This window comes from Pseudoflavonifractor phocaeensis, from assembly GCF_016901955.1.
GTDB classification, from domain to species: Bacteria; Bacillota; Clostridia; order Oscillospirales; family Oscillospiraceae; genus Flavonifractor; species Flavonifractor phocaeensis_A.
Genome location: NZ_JACJLC010000060.1, coordinates 1 through 18,567, shown reverse-complemented (window position 1 = coordinate 18,567; position 18,567 = coordinate 1). Strand labels below are relative to the sequence as shown.

The window sequence follows — 18,567 nt, the reverse complement described above, 5'->3', positions numbered from 1 at the left end:
TATCAATAACTGGACCAGGTGTGACAGAGCCGCTGCAATAAGTCTGTTCGGGGGAATGCGTGGGCATGGTAATCTAAAACCTCCGTCAACCGGGTGTGCCTGACCGGGTCGATACAAATTAGGCAGGAGGGCTTCTCGCCGGCGAAAGCCGGGGGAATCCACTCATACAAGCCTCATGGAGCGAGAAGACTGAGGCGAGTGGATTGGCAGATTACCGCTGATCAGATCAAATGTAGGTCTGATATACCCCCTGTGCCGCGTGAGAGAGTAGGACTCTATTTTTCTCGCGCGCCGCACAGGGGGTGGACTGCGCGTGCCGGGGAAGTAAGCCAACTGTCCCGCTCGTGCTTGCACGGAACGTAACAAGTCTTATATACAAGGAAAACGTTGGAGGTTGGCTGTTGTTGCCAACACGCAGGGTGACAGCCAAGACAACTGCACGATGCGGCAGCGCAGGAGACGTCTGGAGGCCGCCAGCAGCCCCTGCAGCACCGGTCGAGCCCCGGCAGACCCGGCAGCGTCGGTTGAGGCGCAGCGGTACCGGTCAGCACCCGGTTGGAACGCAGCGAACCTGACAGCACCGCAGTTGGAAGGCAGCAAACCTTGCTCAACAGCGCTAACATGATCACGGAGCGTTGCAAAACTTTAACGATACAGCACGTGCCTGCCTGCTCGACATACTTAATAGGAGACTGGGAAGAAAAAACTTTAGCATAGTAAAGTATCTTATCTTAAACAAGAGGAGGGGAAAGACTACTTCTTGTTCTTGGAGGGGAAGAGAGTCTTCTTCTTGTTCTTGGAAAGGGGTGGGAGAGTAGTTCTTGATCCGGTGAGTCGGGAGAGGTAAGAAAGAAGACTATTATTTAATGGTTTAACGTGATAAAGTCTATTATGCTGAACGAAGGAAGGGGAAATAGAGTAGTCCTCTTTTGAACGAAGAAAGGGGAGGGAGAGTAGCCTTGATCCGTAAGCGTCAATTCACCCAGCGGCTTGTCAGTGTAAAATATGTCCGCCAAACTATAAGAGTCTGAAATAGTACACAATAGTACTGGATAGTATCCAAGACTCTGAGATAGTGAGGTATCGATACACAGATGATTCAGTAAGCGGCTTTCCCCTTTGCCACAATACCGGGGATAGTCAGCCAGGCTGGACTGGAGCGTCTCGGTTGGCCGTTGAATACATCGCAGACCGCCGCAGTCGTCTCCGAGTGAAAGGGCTGGCGTTTAATAGAAAGTTTCATGCTGTCACCTCGACATATCATATATGATATTGACTTGACATATCTTATATGATATACTTTGTGCAGATAGGGTTAGGTGGTGATTCAATGGATGTTGAGCTTTATTGCACGCAATCGGGCAAAGAGGTGGTGCAGGAGTTTCTGGATAGCCTACCCCATAAAGATCTGGCAAAGGTGATCCGGGATATTGAGCTTCTGGCGCAATATGCTCCCGACTTACATGAGCCTTATACAAAGCATATCGATGGGCCGATTTGGGAGCTGCGCTCAAAATTTTCCAGTAATATCTATCGTATCTTCTATTTCATCTGGGATGGGAATAAGCTGGTACTGCTCCACGGCTTTACGAAGAAGACCCAAAAGACACCGCCGGCTGAAATTGCGATTGCAAAGAAACGGATGGAAGATTACCAAAGCCGGGCACAATAAATATGCCCAACGGAAAAAGGAGGCCGCATCATATGGATTTTAAGGAGTATAAGGCAAAGGTATTTGCCGAGCGTCCCGAAGTCAAGGAGGAGTACGATGCGCTGGCGCCTCAATACGAGATCATTCGTGCTGAAATTGAGAGCCGCAGAGCCATCGGCATGACCCAGAAGGAGTTGGCTGAGCGTATGGGGACGGCGCAGGCCAATATTTCCCGATTTGAGAGCGGGAGCTACAATCCATCTCTGGCCTTTCTGCAAAAAATGGCAGACAGCCTGGGAAAAACCCTCAAAATTTCTCTGGAGTGATTTGGGGCGGAGGCGAACAGCTTCCGTCCTTGCTGTGCGCCCGGCATAGGCAATAACTTGGTGGTGAAAGTCCACTACAGACTTGGCAGTAGGAACTGTTAGCCGAAGGCAAGGGTGTCCATCGTGAGGTGGAATCTGAAGGAAGCCGGATATGGAGGCTGCGAAGTGCCGCCACGGGCAAACTCCCGGTCTGACGAATAGAAATCGCATAGGAGGTGACAGCCGTGGGTACTTGGGGTACCAAAATGTTTCAAATCGATGATGCCTGTGACATCCGTGATACCTACCATCTTTGAAGTTAGCCATTGAATATTGAGGGTACCGAACACATTGATAAAAGGAATCTTATCCTCGGCTTTGATAGACTGTGAGTGTAGGTGATAGGCTATAAAACACATTTTCCTTTTAGAGGATGATGAGACCCTGGGGCGGGGTATCGTCATGGCCCTGACGGGACCGGAGGCATCCGTCACCTGCCGCTCCACCCTGGCCCAGGCCCGGGAGGCGCTGGCGGAGAAGCGGTTCGACCTGTTGATCCTGGACATCAACCTCCCCGACGGCAGCGGTCTGGACCTGCTCCGGCAGTTGCGCTCGGAGGGCAACGCCGCACCGGTGATCCTGCTCACCGCCAATGACCTGGAGTTGGATGAGGTCACCGGACTGGAGGCCGGGGCGGACGACTACATTACCAAGCCTTTCTCTCTGGCGGTGCTCCGGGCCAGAGTGAACGCCCAGCTCCGGCGGGGCGCTCCCACGGTTTCTCAAACGATATCCATGGGTCCCTTCACTTTCGATTTTGACCGGATGGACTTCCGCCGAGATGGGGTGGCGGTGGAACTGAGCAAGACGGAACAGAAACTCCTGCGGGTGCTGGTGGAGAATCGAGGCCACGCCGTGTCCCGTGCCACCCTGGTGGACCGGGTGTGGACGGACGGCGCGGAATTTGTGGAAGAAAACGCCCTGTCCGTCACGGTCAAGCGGCTGCGGAGCAAGCTGGAGGCCGACCCCGGAAAGCCTGAATACCTGAAAACGGTGTACGGCATCGGCTACATTTGGGCGGTGAAGCCATGACGGGATATGTGATTGCAGGTGCAGCGGTACTGCTGGCCCTGGCTGTGGTCGTCTATGACCGTTGGCGCACCGCCCGCACCATGAGGCGGCTGGACGACATGCTCACCGCGGCCATAGACGGCAGCTTTTCCGAAAAAACCTTTGACGAGAGCCGCCTCTCCGCTCTGGAGAGCCGATTGGTCCGGTACCTGGCGGCCAGCGCCCTGTCGGAGCGGAACATACGGGAGCAGAAGGATCAGATCAGCGCCCTGATCTCCGACATCTCCCACCAGACCAAGACCCCGGTGGCCAACCTTCAGCTCTACGCCCAGCTGCTCTCCGAGCAGCCCCTCACGCCCCAGGGGAAGGACTGCGCCGCCGCCATCTCCGCCCAGGCGGACAAGCTCCAGACCCTCATCGAGGCTCTGGTCAAGACCTCCCGGCTGGAGACGGGAATTCTGGCCCTCCACCCCCAGCCCGGTGAGATCGCCCCGGTGGTGGAGTGCTCTACCGCCCAGTATGCGCCCAAAGCGGCGGAAAAAGGCATCATGCTGACTGTCCGGCAGACCGAAGGCTCCGCTGTCTTGGATCCCAAATGGACGGAGGAGGCGGTGTGCAATCTCCTGGACAACGCCATAAAGTACACGCCCTCCGGCGGAACGGTAACCGTGGAGGTCAAAAACTACGAGCTGTTCTCCGCTATCCGGGTGAGTGATACCGGACCGGGTATCCCCGAGGGGGAGCAGGCCAAGATTTTCGGGCGCTTTTATCGTGCCCCCGGTGCTTATCAGGCCGAGGGTGTGGGTATCGGCCTTTACCTCACCCGACAGATCGCCGAAAAGCAGGGCGGCTATGTGAAGGTGGAAAGTGCCGCTGAGAAAGGGAGTACATTTTCTCTGTTTCTTCCGCGGCCCTAATGGCTTTCTTTCAAAACTGTCACATTCTCGAAAGTACCAGGACAGATTTCCATGCTAAAGTCTGTATTGTCAAAAGACGGTACAGACTTTTTCTTTGGAGGAACATCGTATGACGATTTTAGAGACCCGCGATCTGAAAAAATACTACGGCGCCGGGGACACCCAGGTGAAGGCTCTGGACGGCGTGGATCTGAGCATCCAGCAGGGCGAGTTTGTGGCCATTGTGGGCACCTCCGGCTCCGGCAAGTCCACCCTGCTTCACATGCTGGGCGGGTTGGACCGGCCCACCTCCGGCACCGTCACCGTTGACGGCAGGGACATCTTTGGCCTGAAGGACGAGGCCCTCACCATCTTCCGCCGCCGGAAGATAGGTTTCGTATTCCAGTCCTATAATCTGGTACCGGTGCTCAGCGTGTGGGAGAATATCGTCCTGCCCATTCAGTTGGATGGGGGCAAGGTGGATGAGGCCTATGTTCAGGAGGTCATCGCCACCCTGGGGCTGGAAAAGAAACTCGCCAATCTCCCCAACCAGCTCTCCGGCGGCCAGCAGCAGCGGGTGGCCATCGCCCGGGCCCTGGCCACCAAGCCCGCCATTCTTCTGGCCGATGAACCCACCGGCAACCTGGATAGCCGTACCAGCCAGGATGTGCTGGGCCTTATGAAGGTGACCGGGCAGAAGTTTGCCCAGACCATGGTGATGATCACCCATAACGAGGAGATCGCCCAGATGGCCGACCGCATCGTCCGCATCGAGGACGGGCGTATCGTGACGCGGTAAGGAGGCGAAGAACATGAATGTCTCCAACCGGGGCTGCATCCGCCGCCTGAGCCTGAAAAGCCTCCTTGCCAATCGGACACGGAATCTCGTGGCGGTGCTGGCCATCGCCCTGACGGCGGTGCTGTTTACCTCCCTCTTCACCATCGCCCTCTCCATCAACGAGGGAATCCAGCAGAACAACTTCCGCCAGGCTGGAGGCTGGTCCCACGGCTCCTTCAAATACCTCACTGAGGGGCAGTTCGAGGAATTGAAGGACGATCCTCTCATTGACCAGTGGGGCCTGCGCCGATTTTTAGGTATGCCCACAGAGGTGCCCTTCAACAAATCCCATGTGGAGATCGGCTATTCTGACGCCAATGAGGCCCACTGGAGCTACTGCGACCCGGTGGAGGGCCGCCTCCCCCGGGATGGCACCGATGAGGCGGCCACCGACACCCATGTGCTGGAGCTGCTGGGGGTGGAGCCGGAGATCGGCGCCCAATTCACCGTCACCTTTGATGTGGACGGCCATACCACCACCCAGGCCTTTACCCTGTGCGGCTGGTGGGAGTATGACCAGGCCGTGGTAGCCAACCATATCCTCATTCCCGAAAGCCGGGTGGACGCCATCCTGGCCGAGGTGGGGGTGACCCCGCCGGGCAGCGACGGCATGACCGGCAGCTGGAATCTGGATGTGATGCTCAAAAACGGCGCCCGCTCCATTGCCTCTGATCTGGAGGAGATCCTGGCTGACCACGGCTATCAGTCGGAAACTCCTGGAGAAACCTATATTTCCACCGGCGTCAACTGGGGCTACACCGGGGCGCAGCTATCCGATAAGCTGGACCTCACTGTGGCGGCTATCATCGTGGGGGTGCTACTCCTCATCCTCCTCACCGGGTATCTCATTATCTACAATGTGTTCCAGATCTCTGTAGCTGGGGACATCCGCTTCTACGGCCTTTTGAAAACCATCGGCACCACGCCCCGGCAACTCCGGCGAATCATCCGTACCCAGGCGCTACTGCTCTCCTTCATCGGCATCCCCACGGGCTGGCTGCTGGGCTGGCTGCTGGGCAGCGTGCTCACCCCGGTCATTGTTGCCCGACTGGACGGAGTAACCAGTGTGATCTCAGTCAGTCCACTTCTCTTTGCAGGCGCGGCCCTCTTTGCCCTGGCAACGGTACTCCTCTCCTGCCGCCGCCCCGGCCGTCTGGCCGGTAAGGTCTCCCCGGTGGAGGCGGTGCGCTACACCGAGGGCAAGGCCCTGAAACAGAAGTCCAGGCGAAAGGGCAAAGGGGTCTCCCTTTTCTCCATGGCCTGGGCCAACCTGGGCCGCAACCGGGGCAAGACCTTTGTCACGGTGCTGTCCCTGACCCTGGCCGTGGTGCTGCTGACCCTGACCGTCACCTTCGCCGGCGGTTTTGACATGGACAAATATGTGTCCAGTTTTACCGCCAGCGACTTCATCCTGGCCGATGCGGGACAGTTCCAGACCGGCGGGGACAGTTTCAACGACGAGATGAGGGTGCCAGATGAGGTCATCGCCGCCGTGGATGCCCAGGGGGGCATCACTGACAGCGGCCGGGTCTACGGCAAGACCGCTCCCGCCCTGGAATTCGTCACCGAGGAATACTACCGCGCCATATGGGGGCGCTGGAACACCCAGGAGCAGCTGGACAGCATGGTGGCCTTCATGGACCGCACTGCGGACGGCCTGCTGGCGGACCGGGTGCAGCTCTACGGCATGGAGCCCTTCGCCCTGGAGCATCTGACCGTGCTGGAGGGGGACCTCTCCAAGCTGAACGACCCGGATGGAAACTACATTGCCGCCGTGTACAGCGACGATGACTACGGCAGGGCGGAGATGGACAGCCACTGGGCCCGGCTGGGGGACACGGTGACCATCCGCTACGTGGAGAAGTTTGAATATTATAATCCCGCCACCGGTGAGGTCTATGGCGCTCAGGAAAATATACCGGAGGGCGCGGTCTTTGCTGAGCGGGCGGTACAATACCGGGATGTGGACTACATTGTGGCCGCCCTGGTGACGGTGCCCTCCGCCCTCAGCTATCGCTACTACGGCCAGGACGAGTTCGTTCTGGGAGCGGAGACATTTATGCGGGACACAGGCACCGACTCCGTCATGTACTACGCCTTCGACACCACGGAGGAGGCTAACGCCGCCATGGAGGTCTTTCTCAAGGACTACACGGAGAACGAGAGCCCCCAGTTTGACTACGAGAGCAAGGCCACCTATGCCGGGGAGTTTGAGAGCACCCGGGGCATGTTCCTCCTGCTTGGGGGCGCTCTCAGTTTTATCGTGGGACTGGTAGGTGTGTTGAATTTCTTCAACGCCATCCTCACCAGTATTACCGCCCGCCGCCGGGAGCTGGCGGTGCTCCAGTCCATCGGCATGACGGGGCGGCAGCTGCGGACCATGCTGGCCCTGGAGGGGCTGTTCTACACTTTGGGTGCGGCGCTACTGGCTTTCATTCTGGTCGTTGTCACGGCCCCCTTTGTGGGCCCCGGCCTTAGTGGGTTCATTTGGTTCTTCACCTACCGCTTCACCATCTGGCCCATCGCCGTGGTGCTGCCCCTGTTCGGGGCCTTGGGCGTCCTCATCCCGGTACTCAGCTGCCGGGCATCCCAGCGCTATTCCGTGGTAGAGCGTCTGCGGGTCGAGTAAGTCAAGGTCAGCAATCCAAGAATGACGGGGCGTACTGAAACCCAGTCGCCCCGTGAATTATCCATTGCCTTGTATCAACAAACACACCATAAGCACAAAACAGTTATCCTTGATTCCTGTTTCCATGGTGCCATTGTACCTATCCGCGATTTCCCGCATTCCCGGGATGCCAAAACCATGGGCAAACTTGTCCGCTTTGGTGGTGGCAAGATCCGGATTTACCGTAGCACCTATGGGGTTTTCTACCCTGAGCATCAGTATCCCTTTGTTCGCCTTGCATCGGAGGGTAATCCTCTTTTCCTCCGCGTTCTTTACGCCTTCCATGGCATTGTCCAGAGCGTTGCCCAGCAGGGCCGCCAAATCCATGTCCGCTACAGGAAGTTCCCTTGGGAGAGACACAGCAAAGTCTGCCGTGATCCCCGCTTGTTCCATGGCCTCAGCCTTGGCGGAGAGTACCACATTGGCAGACTCATTTTCACAAAAGCGTCTGACTCCCTGCAGGGCCTGGGAACCAGCCATTTGCTCCAGGTAGCCAACGGCTCCTTGTGTATCTCCTCTCTCCAAGAGGCCCTGAACGACCGTCAGGTGGTTTCTCATGTCATGACGGAGCTGCCGCACCTGGCGCTCCTGCTGCTGCAGGCCCTGGTAGTAGACCTCTCGCAGCCCTGCCAGTTGACTGGCTCGCTCCAACCGCTCATGATCTGCCAGAATCAGAATGGCAACCAACAGCACAAGGGAGGTCACCAGCACGAAGGGCAGAACCAAAAGCCCCTGATTCAGTGCCAGTGTGTTGACGGCGGCGGACTCATATTTTTGAAAGGTCAGCAACACCACAGCGATGAGAGCACATAGGGGCATGGACGCAAGCCCCAGCACCACCTGCCACAGCCGCCGGGTGAGATGGACTTGCTCCGCCGGGAACCGCCGACGCAAAAGCAGCCAAAAAGCGCCGAAGATTGCTGTTCGCAGAAGCCTTACCAGCAGGTCGTAAAGGCGGTCGGTATCCACGGCTTGTACATAGGTGTCCACCAGGGCACAGACGGACATTTCCAGGCAGAAGAAAACGACGCAGACCGTCAGCCGTCCCACCCAGTCTCCCCTTGTGCAGAGAAAGAACAACAGAAAGTAGATTGGCAGCGTGTAGAGAAGGTTGGGATCTCCGATCCAGATTACCATACCGCTGCTGAAAGCAAGAGTCAGCAGGAATACGGCTTTCCACAGGCCGCCTTTCCGAAACATAACGAAAGGCCGGCACAGACGGTATAGGAAGAAGCCGTTGGCCAGAATGTCAATCCACCAGAGTCCATAGAACCAGATATTCCAAAGCACTGTTCCCAACGATCAGCCCTCCAGTTCCGCTTGCGCCAAGGCCAGCAGGGCGGATCGCTGACAGGAGCGGCTGACAGGCAGCCGCTCCCCATTCCGCAGGATTACCTCTCCGCTCTCCATTCGGTCCACAGCCCCGGCGCGAACCAGATATCGCTGATGCACACGTACAAACGCGGCCCCGATCTCCTCTGCCACTGCGTCCAATTTACCATAAAAGGTGTAGGTCCGCCCCTCTGTGACGCACTGAACCTGACGCCGGTCCGACGCAAAGTAGAGAATGTTGGAAATGGGAACACGATAATAGGTATCTCCGTTTCGGCAGATGTAAGCCCGATCCAACTCCCGAACCAGCGCCCCCTGTGCCCGATCCAGCACTGCTTCCAACTGCTCCTGCTTGGGAGGCTTCATCAAATACCCCAGGGCCCCCACACTGTAGCCGTCAAAGACATGGTCGGCATATCCGGTGACAAATACCATCTGGAGACCGGCATCTGCCGCCCGGAGCCGCCGGGCAGTCTCCATGCCGTCCAGCTCATGAAGCTCCATATCTAAGAAAATGAGATCCAACTCACCGATGTGATGATCATACCAGCGAAGCAGGGTTTCACCGGAGGAGAATTCAAAGAACTGGCCCTGTATCCTCCGGTTTTCTAAAATGCGTTCCAGCAATGACCGGAGGACGAGGCGAGCGTCCGCCAAGTCGTCGCAGATTCCGATTCGCAGCATCCCATCACCTCGATTTTCAAATTGCTGGCCTCATTCTATCACAGGGCCGGTATTCTGCCAAACCAAACTTGACAGGAAAAGGTTCAAAAATGACATTCCATTTCGTACTGCCGTAAAATTTAACACCAAAACCGCCGCAAGTGACATGGTCGTTTGCGGCGGCTCTTTTTCCACGCTATGCTGAAGTCAGCAATCGGAAAGGAGTCCTATCATGCTGACAGTGAAAGATCTGCACAAATCTTACCAGGTGGGAAAGGCCACCTATGAGGTCCTGAAGGGTGTGTCCCTTCAAGTGGAAAAGGGAGAATTCGTGGCCGTCATGGGCCCCTCCGGTTCCGGCAAGACCACCCTCTTAAACTGTATCTCCTGTTACATCCCCGCTGACAGCGGGACCATCACCCTGGGTGATACAGAACTGGCGCACCTGGAGGAGGACGCCCTGGCCCGGGTCCGAAACCAGCAGTTGGGCTTCGTATTTCAGGATTTCCTGCTGCTGGACGGTCTCACCGTCCGGGAGAACATTCTCCTGCCCGCCATCATCGGCGGCAGCGTCAGCTCCCAGACCGAGGAGCGGGCCGACCAACTGTGCGATGTGTTCGGTATTGGTCACATTCGAGGCAAGTATCCGGCGGAGATCTCCGGCGGCGAGAAACAGCGCACCGCCGTGGCCCGGGCGCTCATCAACCGCCCGCTGTTGATTTTGGCTGATGAGCCCACCGGCAACCTGGACTCCAAGTCCAGCCGGGCGGTGATCCGCTCCTTTGAGCAGGCAAGGGAGGCCCTGGAGGCTACCATCTTCATGGTGACCCACGACTCCTTCGCCGCCTCCTTCTGTGACCGGGTGGTGATCCTCCGGGACGGGGTGGTGTGGCAGTCCCTGGAGCGGGGCAGTACGGCCCGCAGCACCTTCCAGGACCGGCTGCTGGACGCCATCCGGGAAATGGGGAAGGAGTGAGGCAGCCATGACCACCTTTTCTCAGGTTTATGCCGCCCTGCGGCGAAAGAATAAGGGACAGTATGTTCTCCTGGCGGGATGCAGTTTTTTCTCCGTTCTGCTGATCACCGCCTACGCCTGCATGATGCGAGCCCCTACAATCCTCTCTGTTTTGCCGGAGGGCGGCGATTCCCGCAAACAGGTGATGATGGTGTTCGTTCTGGCGGTCCTCGGCTGCGCCGTGTTCACCGCCTATGCCGCCGGGCTGTTTTTCCGGCAGAAATCCCGGGAGACCGGCGTGTTCCTGGCCCTGGGAGCCACCCGCCGCCAACTGCACGCGGAATTGGGTAAGGAATTGGCCCTGATCTCTCTGTGCTCCTGCGCTGCCGGGGCCATATTAGGCGGCCCTCTGGCCTGGGGGATCTGGCAGTTATTCCGCCTCTTTCTGGTGGATTCCCAGGAGATGGCCCTGACCTTTGACCCGGAGGCCTATCTCCTGTCCCTGGCCTTTGCCGTCTATGTGGTGGCGATGCTGTTTCTGATGGGAAACCGTGCTGTTCGCCGCACCAATATTATCGACATCGTCCAGGAGTCTCACACCTCCGAGCCCATTCGGGAAGTCAAAAGGTGGTACGGGCCCGTGGGCATCGTTCTGGTGGCCGTCGGCGCCCTGGCGGGGTATCTGATGCCCTCCTTCTTTATCCGGGTACTCCGCTGGTATCCGCCCACTGTGGTGGACGCCGTCTTTTACCTGCCGGCCCTGGTGGGCATGTATATGATGCTGCTCCACACGGTAGTCAACGGCTGGCGCAAGCGCCACAAATACCGGGATATCATCGCCACATCGATGATGAAATTTCAAGGCCGCCAGACGGTGCGGAACATGCTGGTCATGACACTTCTCATCGCCGGAGCCTATTTCGCAGCCTTCTATTCCCCCATGCTCTCCGCCAACTCCGCGTACAGTTTTGCCAGCCGCCCGGTGGATTTTGAATACCACTGGAGGAATGACCAGGACCTGCCGGAGCAAGCCGAGGTGGAGACTCTGGCAGAGGAGTATGGTGTGGACATCACTTCCTGGCAGCAGGTAGGTGGCGCCACCTTGGGCGGCGATGGTACCGTATCCGTGGAGCAGGACAACGGAGCGCTCGGCACTACCTATACCACGGAGTACCGGGAGGTGGCCTCCGGCGCCACCTTTTTCTCCGAGTCCGCCTGGAACGCCCTGACCGGGCAAACCATTGATCTGGCCCCCGGCACCTGCGCCAATGTACTGGACGACGAGGGCGGCAGCGAATTTCGCTCTGGCGGCGATGTGACCCTGGTCACCAACATGGTCACCGGAGAAAGTCTGCCGGTCACTCCGGGGGAGCCCCTGCGCTATACCATGCTGCTGGGCTCCTATGTATTGGATGATGATGACTACGCCGCCATCACCGACGGCCTCACCGACCTCTGGCGGGAGTCCTGGGTGTTCTTCAATGTGGCGGATGCGGAGTACAGTTACCCCTTTGCCAAGGCTTTGTTCAACGAGATTGTGGATCGTTCCAGCGATGAAGTGATGCAGCTGGACGCCTATGACCTGGTGGCCAAAACACTGGCGGAGGAGGCCGGCGAGGCCTATCTCTTTGACCGGGAGAATCTGACCGCCCTGGGCTTTCCGGCCATGGAGCGGGAGGATCGGGACAGCACGGAGTTTCGCAGCTACTGGCTCTATATGCCCCAGTTCCGGGTGCTGGATCAGAACGACTTTGTCACCACCATGGCCGTGTTCCTGATGCTGTTCATCTTCATCGCCCTGATCTGTTTTGCGGCGGTTATCGTCATCGCCTTTACCCGATGCATGACCATCGCTCTCACCAACCGGAGGGTCTATGACGACCTGCGGCACCTGGGCGCGCCCAATGCCTATCTGTTCCGCTCTGTGAAAGGGCAGGTATCCAGGGTGTTCCTGGTGCCGGCCATCGTTGGAACAGCAATCATTTCCGCCTTCTATGTCATGATCATGTACTTCAACGACAGTCGCTTTACCCCCGGTGAGATAGCCGGTATGGGCACCTGCGCCGCGGTGATTGTCCTGCTCTCCCTGGTGCTCTACGGCGTATATCAGTTTACCCGGAAAAGCGTCTGCCGCAGTCTGGGGATTTGATGCGGTGGGATCCCGCACACAAAAAAATATAGGCGGACGGCCTGTATAGGGCCGTCCGCCTTCTTTCAGCAAATGGGGAGAACCATGCTGACACAGAGTTCCTTGCCAGCCCCCTGCCCAAACCGCACCGTTCCGCCGTGGGCCGCGGCAATCTGGGCCACCAGTTTGAGGCCCGTGCCGTGGGGGGCTCCGCCGTCCGACTCCAGTTTGCGGTCAGCATTTACCGCCCCAGGCCCCGCCGCTGTGCCGCCCTCCACGAACAGGACAAGGTGCTTTCCTTCACACCGTGCGCCCAACCGGATGATGCCGCATGATATAAAACCATAACAAAAGGGACGGTAGCGAAAACCGTTCCTTTTAACATGACAGCAGCAATGCATCTCTCGTGATGATATTTGGGGCTTATATACAAAGAAAAGCGAGGGATATGGGGTGCGCCCTGAGCCTTCCTGGCCTCGTCTTGGGCGCCTGGCCAGATACGGATTTGTTGTTGTATTCAACAGCATCTAACAGATGACCTGGACAGGAAAGGGTGGGCCTGGCAGAGAAAAATTCCCACCAGCTTTTCTTCGTATATAAGGAGCCGCCGACATTGGGGGTGACGAGAAAGACCTGCTTATCCATATCCGCACTCACAACACCAACTTGAAGAAACGGCTGCTTGATTACAGCCGCCGCTACCCGGCGATCTGCCAGCAGACCGACGCAGACCCGGAAACGGGCTGCATGGAGTTTGACATTGAGAAAGGCTGGTTCTCTTTCCGTCTGACCGCCCCATGCAGCGAGAAACGCCGGAGAGCCGCCAGCGAAGCGGCGAAAGCTGCCCCCCAGTAATCTCGCGCAAAGTATGGTATAATTTTTTTGAAAAAGTTTTGGATTTGATGTAGTATTCGCCGCTAAAACCGTAGTATATAGGTGAAGCCGGAAAGGAGGCGGTGAGATGATAGATGACGAAAAAATAATAGACCTGTTTTTCGAGCGTGACCAACAGGGCATACAGGAGCTGGACATTAAATACGGAAAAATCTTCCACAGTCTCTCATACAACATTGTGAACAGCAGACAGGACGCGGAGGAATGTGTCAACGACGCTTACTTAGGCGCGTGGAACGCCATTCCCCCGGTACACCCTAACCCGCTGCTCAGCTACATCGTAAAAATCGTTCGGAACATTTCACTCAAAATCTATTGGAGAAAGGAAGCAGCCAAACGGAGTAGTCACTACAAAATTGCCTTAGAGGAAATCGAGGGCTATATCGCAGACCAAAAAACCGTGGAAGATGAAATTGAAGTCAGAGAATTGGCCCGTATCATTGAGGAATTTTTGGACACGCTGACCGTCGAAAACCGCGTTATCTTCATGCGCCGCTATTGGTTTGCCGACAGCTACAAGGACATAGCTGAGTTTGTAGGGCTGACCGAAAAAAACATTTCCGTCCGGCTGACTCGTATCCGAGAAAAGATGAAACAATATTTGATAGGAAGAGCGGTGTTCGTATGAATGTGAAGAAGTTTTCCGACGCCATGAGCGAGCTTGATACAAAATATGTTGATGAAGCTCTCAACTATAAAAAGAAAGCAAAAAGACCCGGTTGGATCAAGTGGGGGGCTATGGTGGCTTGCTTATGCCTTATGATTGCTGGAATTGCCATAAGCCAAATACTGCGTGTTTTCCCTGACCATGGTGCCGGCATTGCTCCGGGAGGAACACATCCAGACGCAGTAGACCCTATCATTGCGTCTTTAGCGGTATATCCCGCCACGGAAAAGATTGAAGATGTTGCGGACGCAACATATGAAAATATTTCTGAAGCGGACGCTTATGAATTTGATACTTTGGGCGAATACTTACCGACTTCCTTGCCGGACGGGTATCATTTTGGAAAAGCAAATCTTTATGAAACCACTATGAAAGATGGCACGAAGTACTATTTGCTCCAAGTGCAATATACTACAGGCAACGATGAGGTGCAGGGAAATACGGAGGAAGAAATTGCCGCTGACCCAAATACTTTGGGCAAAAGTTTTGTTGTCTTTGTTATGAATTATGAACCAGCAACAGAAAAACTGATTTATGCACCAGCAGACATTACAGGGAACTTGCTTGAAGAAATAAATGGAAGCACTTTCCATATTTCTTATGGGGAAATCTATGTTGGGATTTCTCCCGATACAGCAACATCTGACGATATTCTTGTGGCGGTAGCTTCCATAAAGTAAACGAAATATAACCCAAGAGCAGTCGAGAAATAGACTGCCCTTTTATACGCCCTTACGGGCGTGTGTGCGCGTCGATGCAATCATTGAATTTGCCGGGAAAGGGTTCCCCTTAAATTTTCGGCCCAGCGCTGGGTCGCCCAAGAAAAAATGTAGAATTATTTTTGTTTTGGATGCCAAACTGCGTATCATATCAGTTCTCTCACATCTGAGGATCGATATCGCCTATTGACAAAATCATCTACATCGTGTAGACTATAATTACTCTACATAATGTAGACAATTTTGGGGGGATGGTATATGCCTACAATGGGAGCGCTGGAATCCCGTTTTGCGGATCTGATTTGGAGTCATGAACCTATGGCCTCCAGAGACCTGATCAAAATGGCCGAGAAAGAATTAAACTGGAAGTCAACCACATCCTATACAGTCTTAAAAAGGTTGTGCGGCCGGGGAATTTTTCAACTGCAGGACAAAACGGTGACTTCCCTGATCTCCCGTGAGGAATTCTATGGGATGAAGAGTGAGCAGTTTGTAGAGGAGACTTTTGACGGCTCGCTGCCGGCCTTCATTGCCGCGTTCGGCACCAGAAAGAAACTGTCCGAGGAAGAAGTAGAGGAACTGAAGAAGTTGATCGACGGGCTGCGGAGGTGACAGAATGTTCTTCTATACATTTTTGCCAGCTTTACTCAACATGAGTCTCACCGCAAGTGTGGTCATTGTATTTGTTCTGCTCTTGCGACTCATCCTGAAAAAAGCACCGAAAATTATCTCCTATGCGCTCTGGAGCATCGTCCTTTTCCGGCTCCTTTGTCCGATCTCCATTGAATCCGGGCTTTCACTGTTTGGCCTGCTGGATACTCCGGTTGCCGCAAGCGGCACATTAACCAGCAGTATCGAGTATATCCCAAACGTCCACATGGAATATCCGTCCGTGGTTCTCCCGGCGCCTGGTATTGGAGAGGCGATCAGCGATACGCTGCCGCAGGGTGAAGAGCAATTAGTCGCAGATCCTCTGGAGGCGCCTGTTGCCATTGCGACCTATGTCTGGATGGCCGGAGTTCTGGTCATGGGGCTCTATGCGGTGGTGTCCTGCCTTCGCTTGCGCAGGAGATTGATCACGGCCTCGCTGGTCAAGGAGAACATCTACCTGGCAGATGAGATCGCCTCTCCCTTTGTGATGGGCCTGATCCACCCAAAGATCTATTTGCCATCCTCGCTGGGAGTACGGGAGCAGCCCTATGTTGTGATGCACGAACAGCATCACATCCGGAGGCTGGACCATATCGTGAAGGTGCTGGCGTTCATCGCCCTCTCGATCCACTGGTTTAATCCGCTGGTATGGTTCGCCTTTGTCATGGCCGGCAGGGATATGGAGATGAGCTGCGATGAAGCGGTGGTCAGGAAAATGGGGGATGGTGTTCTGGCGGATTATACCGCCTCGCTTTTAAGCCTGGCTACCGGCAGGCACATCATTGCCGGGATGCCTCTGGCCTTTGGGGAGGGGGATACCAAGGGGCGCATCCGCAATCTGGCCAGCTGGAAGAAGCCTGCAATTTGGGTGATTTTGGCCGCGGTCATCGCCTGCGCGGTTCTGGCTATTTGCCTGCTGACCAATCCGCGAGGGCAGTTGCTGCCCTTTGAATTGGGAACACTGCAGATCTCCTGGGCCAAGACGCTGGATTGCCGCCCCAATGAACCGACCTCTTTTGACTTGAATGACGCGGAGCTGGGGGAACTGAAATCCCGACTTTCCGGTTTGACGATCGGGCGGCAGGATGACGACCTGGCGGGTCTTACGCCATACTATTCGATCTCGATCCAGGCCAGCGGGTATTACTTCTCCGTTCAGGGCTTTGACACAGACGATACCCATATTGCGCTTCATTATCAGGGAAGATACTACCGGATCAATGACAGCGAATTCAGTCAATATCTGCGCGACATCTGCGCAGGAGGGACAAGGACTTCTGCTGCGGAGGCATTGCCTGCAGTTCAGGAGTGGTTTGACTACTACAACAACGGAGAAATGCAGTGGGGCGGCCGCCAGGAGATCAACCAGGAGGCTTTCCCGGGGGTGACATTCCGCTGGACACCGGAACAGGTGGCAGCAGTCCTGGAGGATGGGGAGATCCTGCCGCTCTACACCGGTATGCCCATCTGGAGTGTGTTCTTTACGGACCTGACGGGAGACGGTCTGCCGGAGCTGTGCTCCACGCTGAGCATCGGTTCCGGTATTGTCGATCATCGCATCCTCATCTACGATTACGCAAACGGCGTCAGTTATAGCTTGGAGGACCGCATGAAGTATGATTACAGCCTTTCTCTGAAAGACGGGCTGCTCATGGTAACCAAGCAGGTTTACAACACGGATAATAAGGGAGAGGTTGTTGAAAATGGTTACCTGGCTTATCTGAACAATACCATACAGATTGTGCCCTTGACGCTCGCCGTGACAGAACCGGCGGCCAGCACGACGAATGTGTCTTACACTTATGAAGAATTATCCGAAATGCCCGCAGAAGAATTACTGGATCTATTCATTCAAAATGGCTTGGTTATCAATGATGATTTGAAAGCATCGTTCACAGAGGAAGAACTCCAGACTCTTTTTAAGGAAAACTTCCATTTGTGGCATACAGGAGTGTCTGCGCATAGCGATACAGCGTTTTGCGATTTAGCAGAGCAGACAAAGGTGATTTTTGATCAGATTACATAAAAACAAAAGCATCGGGAACAGGAAGTTGGTCCCGATGCCTTTTTTGTAGAAAACCGGTGTCCAATATAATGGTCCGTAACCAACTGCGAACTCAGAAGAAACACCAGCGCGCTGAACTCAAACTGTCCACAATGAGGAAATCATGATGCTTTGGCGAGTATGTAGCACGATTTTCTGCGTTTTATACTATATACAGAGAAAATTACATACGTAATAGAGCAGTATCAGTGACTGTTTATAGTGCTTTTGGGTAAAGATGGGTCCGGCAGAAGAAAATCCCCCTGCAGCAGTTGAGACCTCAGAAAATTTCGTGTAATCGACCGGAATCGATAGGTTAAGGTTTCCTGACAAAGTCAAGAATATCATCAAGATGTTTTTGATAAAGGAGTCAGGAAACTATGCAGTCAGCACCTCAGGAATGATTGAAGCAATATGTCCAGAGCCAGCACTTCACCAGCACGGCGGACATCATGGCAGCCATGAAAGAGATGTTCCGTGATGTTATCCAGCAGGTGATGGAAGTGGAAATGGAGGAGGAATTGGGGCGGGAGCGGTGCCAGCGGGCAGCCGCGGAAAACAGCTCTCCCAACTACCGCAACGGCTATTCTCAAAAGACGGTCAAGACCCAACTGGGGGAGATCGACATCCGGGTGCCCAGAGACCGGAAAGGCAATTACGAGCCGAAAATCATTGGAAAGTATGACCGCAACGCCGAGGGCATGGAGGACAAGATCCTTGCCCTGTACGCATGTGGGATGAGCCAGCGGGACATTGCCGAGCAGATCAAGAGCCTGTACGATGTGGAGATCTCCCCGGAGTTGGTGAGCAAGATCAGTGAAAAGATCATGCCGGAGGTGACCGCCTGGCAGAACCGGCCCCTGGAGCCGGTCTATCCCTTCGTGTTCATGGACGCCATCCACTACAAGGTAAAGGAAGATCACCGCTATGTGACCAAGGCTGCCTATGTGGTGCTGGGCATCTCCATGGACGGCCGGAAGGATATCCTGGGCGTGTGGATCGGGGCGCATGAGAGCAGCAAATTTTGGCTGAATGTGCTGAATGACCTCAAAAGCCGGGGTGTTTTGGACGTCTATCTGTTCTGC

The 18,567-nt window shown here is 55.4% G+C and carries 17 protein-coding genes; 14 read left to right on the top strand and 3 right to left on the bottom strand.

Annotated elements, in window-relative coordinates:
• The first annotated feature begins 1,330 nt into the window (after positions 1–1,330).
• From H6B51_RS12350 to H6B51_RS12325, 6 genes are all read left to right on the top strand, one after another.
• Positions 1,331–1,672 carry a type II toxin-antitoxin system RelE/ParE family toxin gene (locus H6B51_RS12350; protein WP_204883982.1) on the top strand — a complete coding sequence of 114 codons (342 nt, stop codon included), beginning with the start codon at positions 1,331–1,333 and terminating at the stop codon, positions 1,670–1,672.
• A 32-nt stretch (positions 1,673–1,704) separates the two neighbouring features.
• Positions 1,705–1,977: a helix-turn-helix domain-containing protein gene (locus H6B51_RS12345; RefSeq protein WP_204883981.1), complete on the top strand. Its 273-nt coding sequence runs from the start codon at positions 1,705–1,707 to the stop codon at positions 1,975–1,977.
• Between the two features lie 387 nt (positions 1,978–2,364).
• Complete coding sequence (locus H6B51_RS12340) at positions 2,365–3,048, top strand: response regulator transcription factor (protein ID WP_204883984.1); 684 nt, start codon at positions 2,365–2,367, stop codon at positions 3,046–3,048.
• Positions 3,045–3,944, top strand: coding sequence for a sensor histidine kinase (locus H6B51_RS12335; protein WP_204883980.1), 900 nt, complete (start codon positions 3,045–3,047; stop codon positions 3,942–3,944). Before H6B51_RS12340 ends, H6B51_RS12335 begins: the two co-directional genes overlap by 4 nt.
• Before the next feature lie 109 nt (positions 3,945–4,053).
• Entirely contained in the window at positions 4,054–4,722 is a 669-nt protein-coding gene (locus H6B51_RS12330) for an ABC transporter ATP-binding protein (protein ID WP_204883979.1), read from the top strand.
• Positions 4,723–4,735: 13 nt separating this feature from the next.
• Positions 4,736–7,390 (top strand): ABC transporter permease, encoded by a 2,655-nt coding sequence (locus H6B51_RS12325; protein WP_204883978.1) that lies wholly within the window; start codon positions 4,736–4,738, stop codon positions 7,388–7,390.
• 57 nt (positions 7,391–7,447) lie between these two features.
• On the opposite strand, the gene H6B51_RS12320 is transcribed toward H6B51_RS12325, so the two are convergent.
• Together H6B51_RS12320 and H6B51_RS12315 are read right to left on the bottom strand one after the other, a co-directional pair.
• Complete coding sequence (locus tag H6B51_RS12320) at positions 7,448–8,719, bottom strand: sensor histidine kinase (RefSeq protein WP_335342153.1); 1,272 nt, start codon at positions 8,717–8,719, stop codon at positions 7,448–7,450.
• A 12-nt stretch (positions 8,720–8,731) separates the two neighbouring features.
• A complete protein-coding gene (locus H6B51_RS12315) occupies positions 8,732–9,445 on the bottom strand; it encodes a LytR/AlgR family response regulator transcription factor (protein WP_204883976.1) in 714 nt (237 codons plus the stop codon).
• Positions 9,446–9,656: 211 nt separating this feature from the next.
• Here H6B51_RS12315 and H6B51_RS12310 point away from each other — a divergent pair, with 211 nt between their 5' ends.
• Together H6B51_RS12310 and H6B51_RS12305 are read left to right on the top strand one after the other, a co-directional pair.
• A complete protein-coding gene (locus tag H6B51_RS12310; RefSeq protein WP_204883975.1) occupies positions 9,657–10,400 on the top strand; it encodes an ABC transporter ATP-binding protein in 744 nt (247 codons plus the stop codon).
• A 7-nt stretch (positions 10,401–10,407) separates the two neighbouring features.
• Positions 10,408–12,528 (top strand): FtsX-like permease family protein, encoded by a 2,121-nt coding sequence (locus tag H6B51_RS12305; RefSeq protein ID WP_204883974.1) that lies wholly within the window; start codon positions 10,408–10,410, stop codon positions 12,526–12,528.
• 65 nt (positions 12,529–12,593) lie between these two features.
• Here H6B51_RS12305 and H6B51_RS12300 read toward each other — a convergent pair whose 3' ends face one another.
• Positions 12,594–12,824 carry a HAMP domain-containing histidine kinase gene (locus H6B51_RS12300; protein ID WP_204883973.1) on the bottom strand — a complete coding sequence of 77 codons (231 nt, stop codon included), beginning with the start codon at positions 12,822–12,824 and terminating at the stop codon, positions 12,594–12,596.
• Positions 12,825–13,119: 295 nt separating this feature from the next.
• On the opposite strand from H6B51_RS12300, the gene H6B51_RS12295 reads away from it, so the two are divergent.
• From H6B51_RS12295 to H6B51_RS12270, 6 genes are all read left to right on the top strand, one after another.
• Positions 13,120–13,362, top strand: coding sequence for a hypothetical protein (locus H6B51_RS12295; RefSeq protein WP_204883983.1), 243 nt, complete (start codon positions 13,120–13,122; stop codon positions 13,360–13,362).
• Positions 13,363–13,468: 106 nt separating this feature from the next.
• A complete protein-coding gene (locus H6B51_RS12290; RefSeq protein ID WP_204883972.1) occupies positions 13,469–14,029 on the top strand; it encodes an RNA polymerase sigma factor in 561 nt (186 codons plus the stop codon).
• Entirely contained in the window at positions 14,026–14,748 is a 723-nt protein-coding gene (locus H6B51_RS12285) for a hypothetical protein (protein ID WP_204883985.1), read from the top strand. The genes H6B51_RS12290 and H6B51_RS12285 overlap by 4 nt, the downstream gene beginning before the upstream one ends.
• 297 nt (positions 14,749–15,045) lie before the next feature.
• Entirely contained in the window at positions 15,046–15,399 is a 354-nt protein-coding gene (locus tag H6B51_RS12280) for a BlaI/MecI/CopY family transcriptional regulator (protein ID WP_204883971.1), read from the top strand.
• A 4-nt stretch (positions 15,400–15,403) separates the two neighbouring features.
• On the top strand, positions 15,404–17,464 hold the full coding sequence (locus H6B51_RS12275; RefSeq protein ID WP_204883970.1) for a M56 family metallopeptidase: 2,061 nt from the start codon (positions 15,404–15,406) through the stop codon (positions 17,462–17,464).
• Positions 17,465–17,886: 422 nt separating this feature from the next.
• On the top strand, positions 17,887–18,567 hold a 681-nt coding region (locus H6B51_RS12270), incomplete at its 3' end, for an IS256 family transposase (protein ID WP_204883969.1).

Coding starts and splice junctions, on each gene's coding strand:
- H6B51_RS12350 (WP_204883982.1), top strand. CDS start 1,331: ATGGATGTTGAGCTTTATTGCACGCAATCGGGCAAAGAGGTGGTGCAG.
- H6B51_RS12345 (WP_204883981.1), top strand. CDS start 1,705: ATGGATTTTAAGGAGTATAAGGCAAAGGTATTTGCCGAGCGTCCCGAA.
- H6B51_RS12335 (WP_204883980.1), top strand. CDS start 3,045: ATGACGGGATATGTGATTGCAGGTGCAGCGGTACTGCTGGCCCTGGCT.
- H6B51_RS12330 (WP_204883979.1), top strand. CDS start 4,054: ATGACGATTTTAGAGACCCGCGATCTGAAAAAATACTACGGCGCCGGG.
- H6B51_RS12325 (WP_204883978.1), top strand. CDS start 4,736: ATGAATGTCTCCAACCGGGGCTGCATCCGCCGCCTGAGCCTGAAAAGC.
- H6B51_RS12315 (WP_204883976.1), bottom strand. CDS start 9,445: ATGCTGCGAATCGGAATCTGCGACGACTTGGCGGACGCTCGCCTCGTC.
- H6B51_RS12310 (WP_204883975.1), top strand. CDS start 9,657: ATGCTGACAGTGAAAGATCTGCACAAATCTTACCAGGTGGGAAAGGCC.
- H6B51_RS12305 (WP_204883974.1), top strand. CDS start 10,408: ATGACCACCTTTTCTCAGGTTTATGCCGCCCTGCGGCGAAAGAATAAG.
- H6B51_RS12290 (WP_204883972.1), top strand. CDS start 13,469: ATGATAGATGACGAAAAAATAATAGACCTGTTTTTCGAGCGTGACCAA.
- H6B51_RS12285 (WP_204883985.1), top strand. CDS start 14,026: ATGAATGTGAAGAAGTTTTCCGACGCCATGAGCGAGCTTGATACAAAA.
- H6B51_RS12280 (WP_204883971.1), top strand. CDS start 15,046: ATGCCTACAATGGGAGCGCTGGAATCCCGTTTTGCGGATCTGATTTGG.
- H6B51_RS12275 (WP_204883970.1), top strand. CDS start 15,404: ATGTTCTTCTATACATTTTTGCCAGCTTTACTCAACATGAGTCTCACC.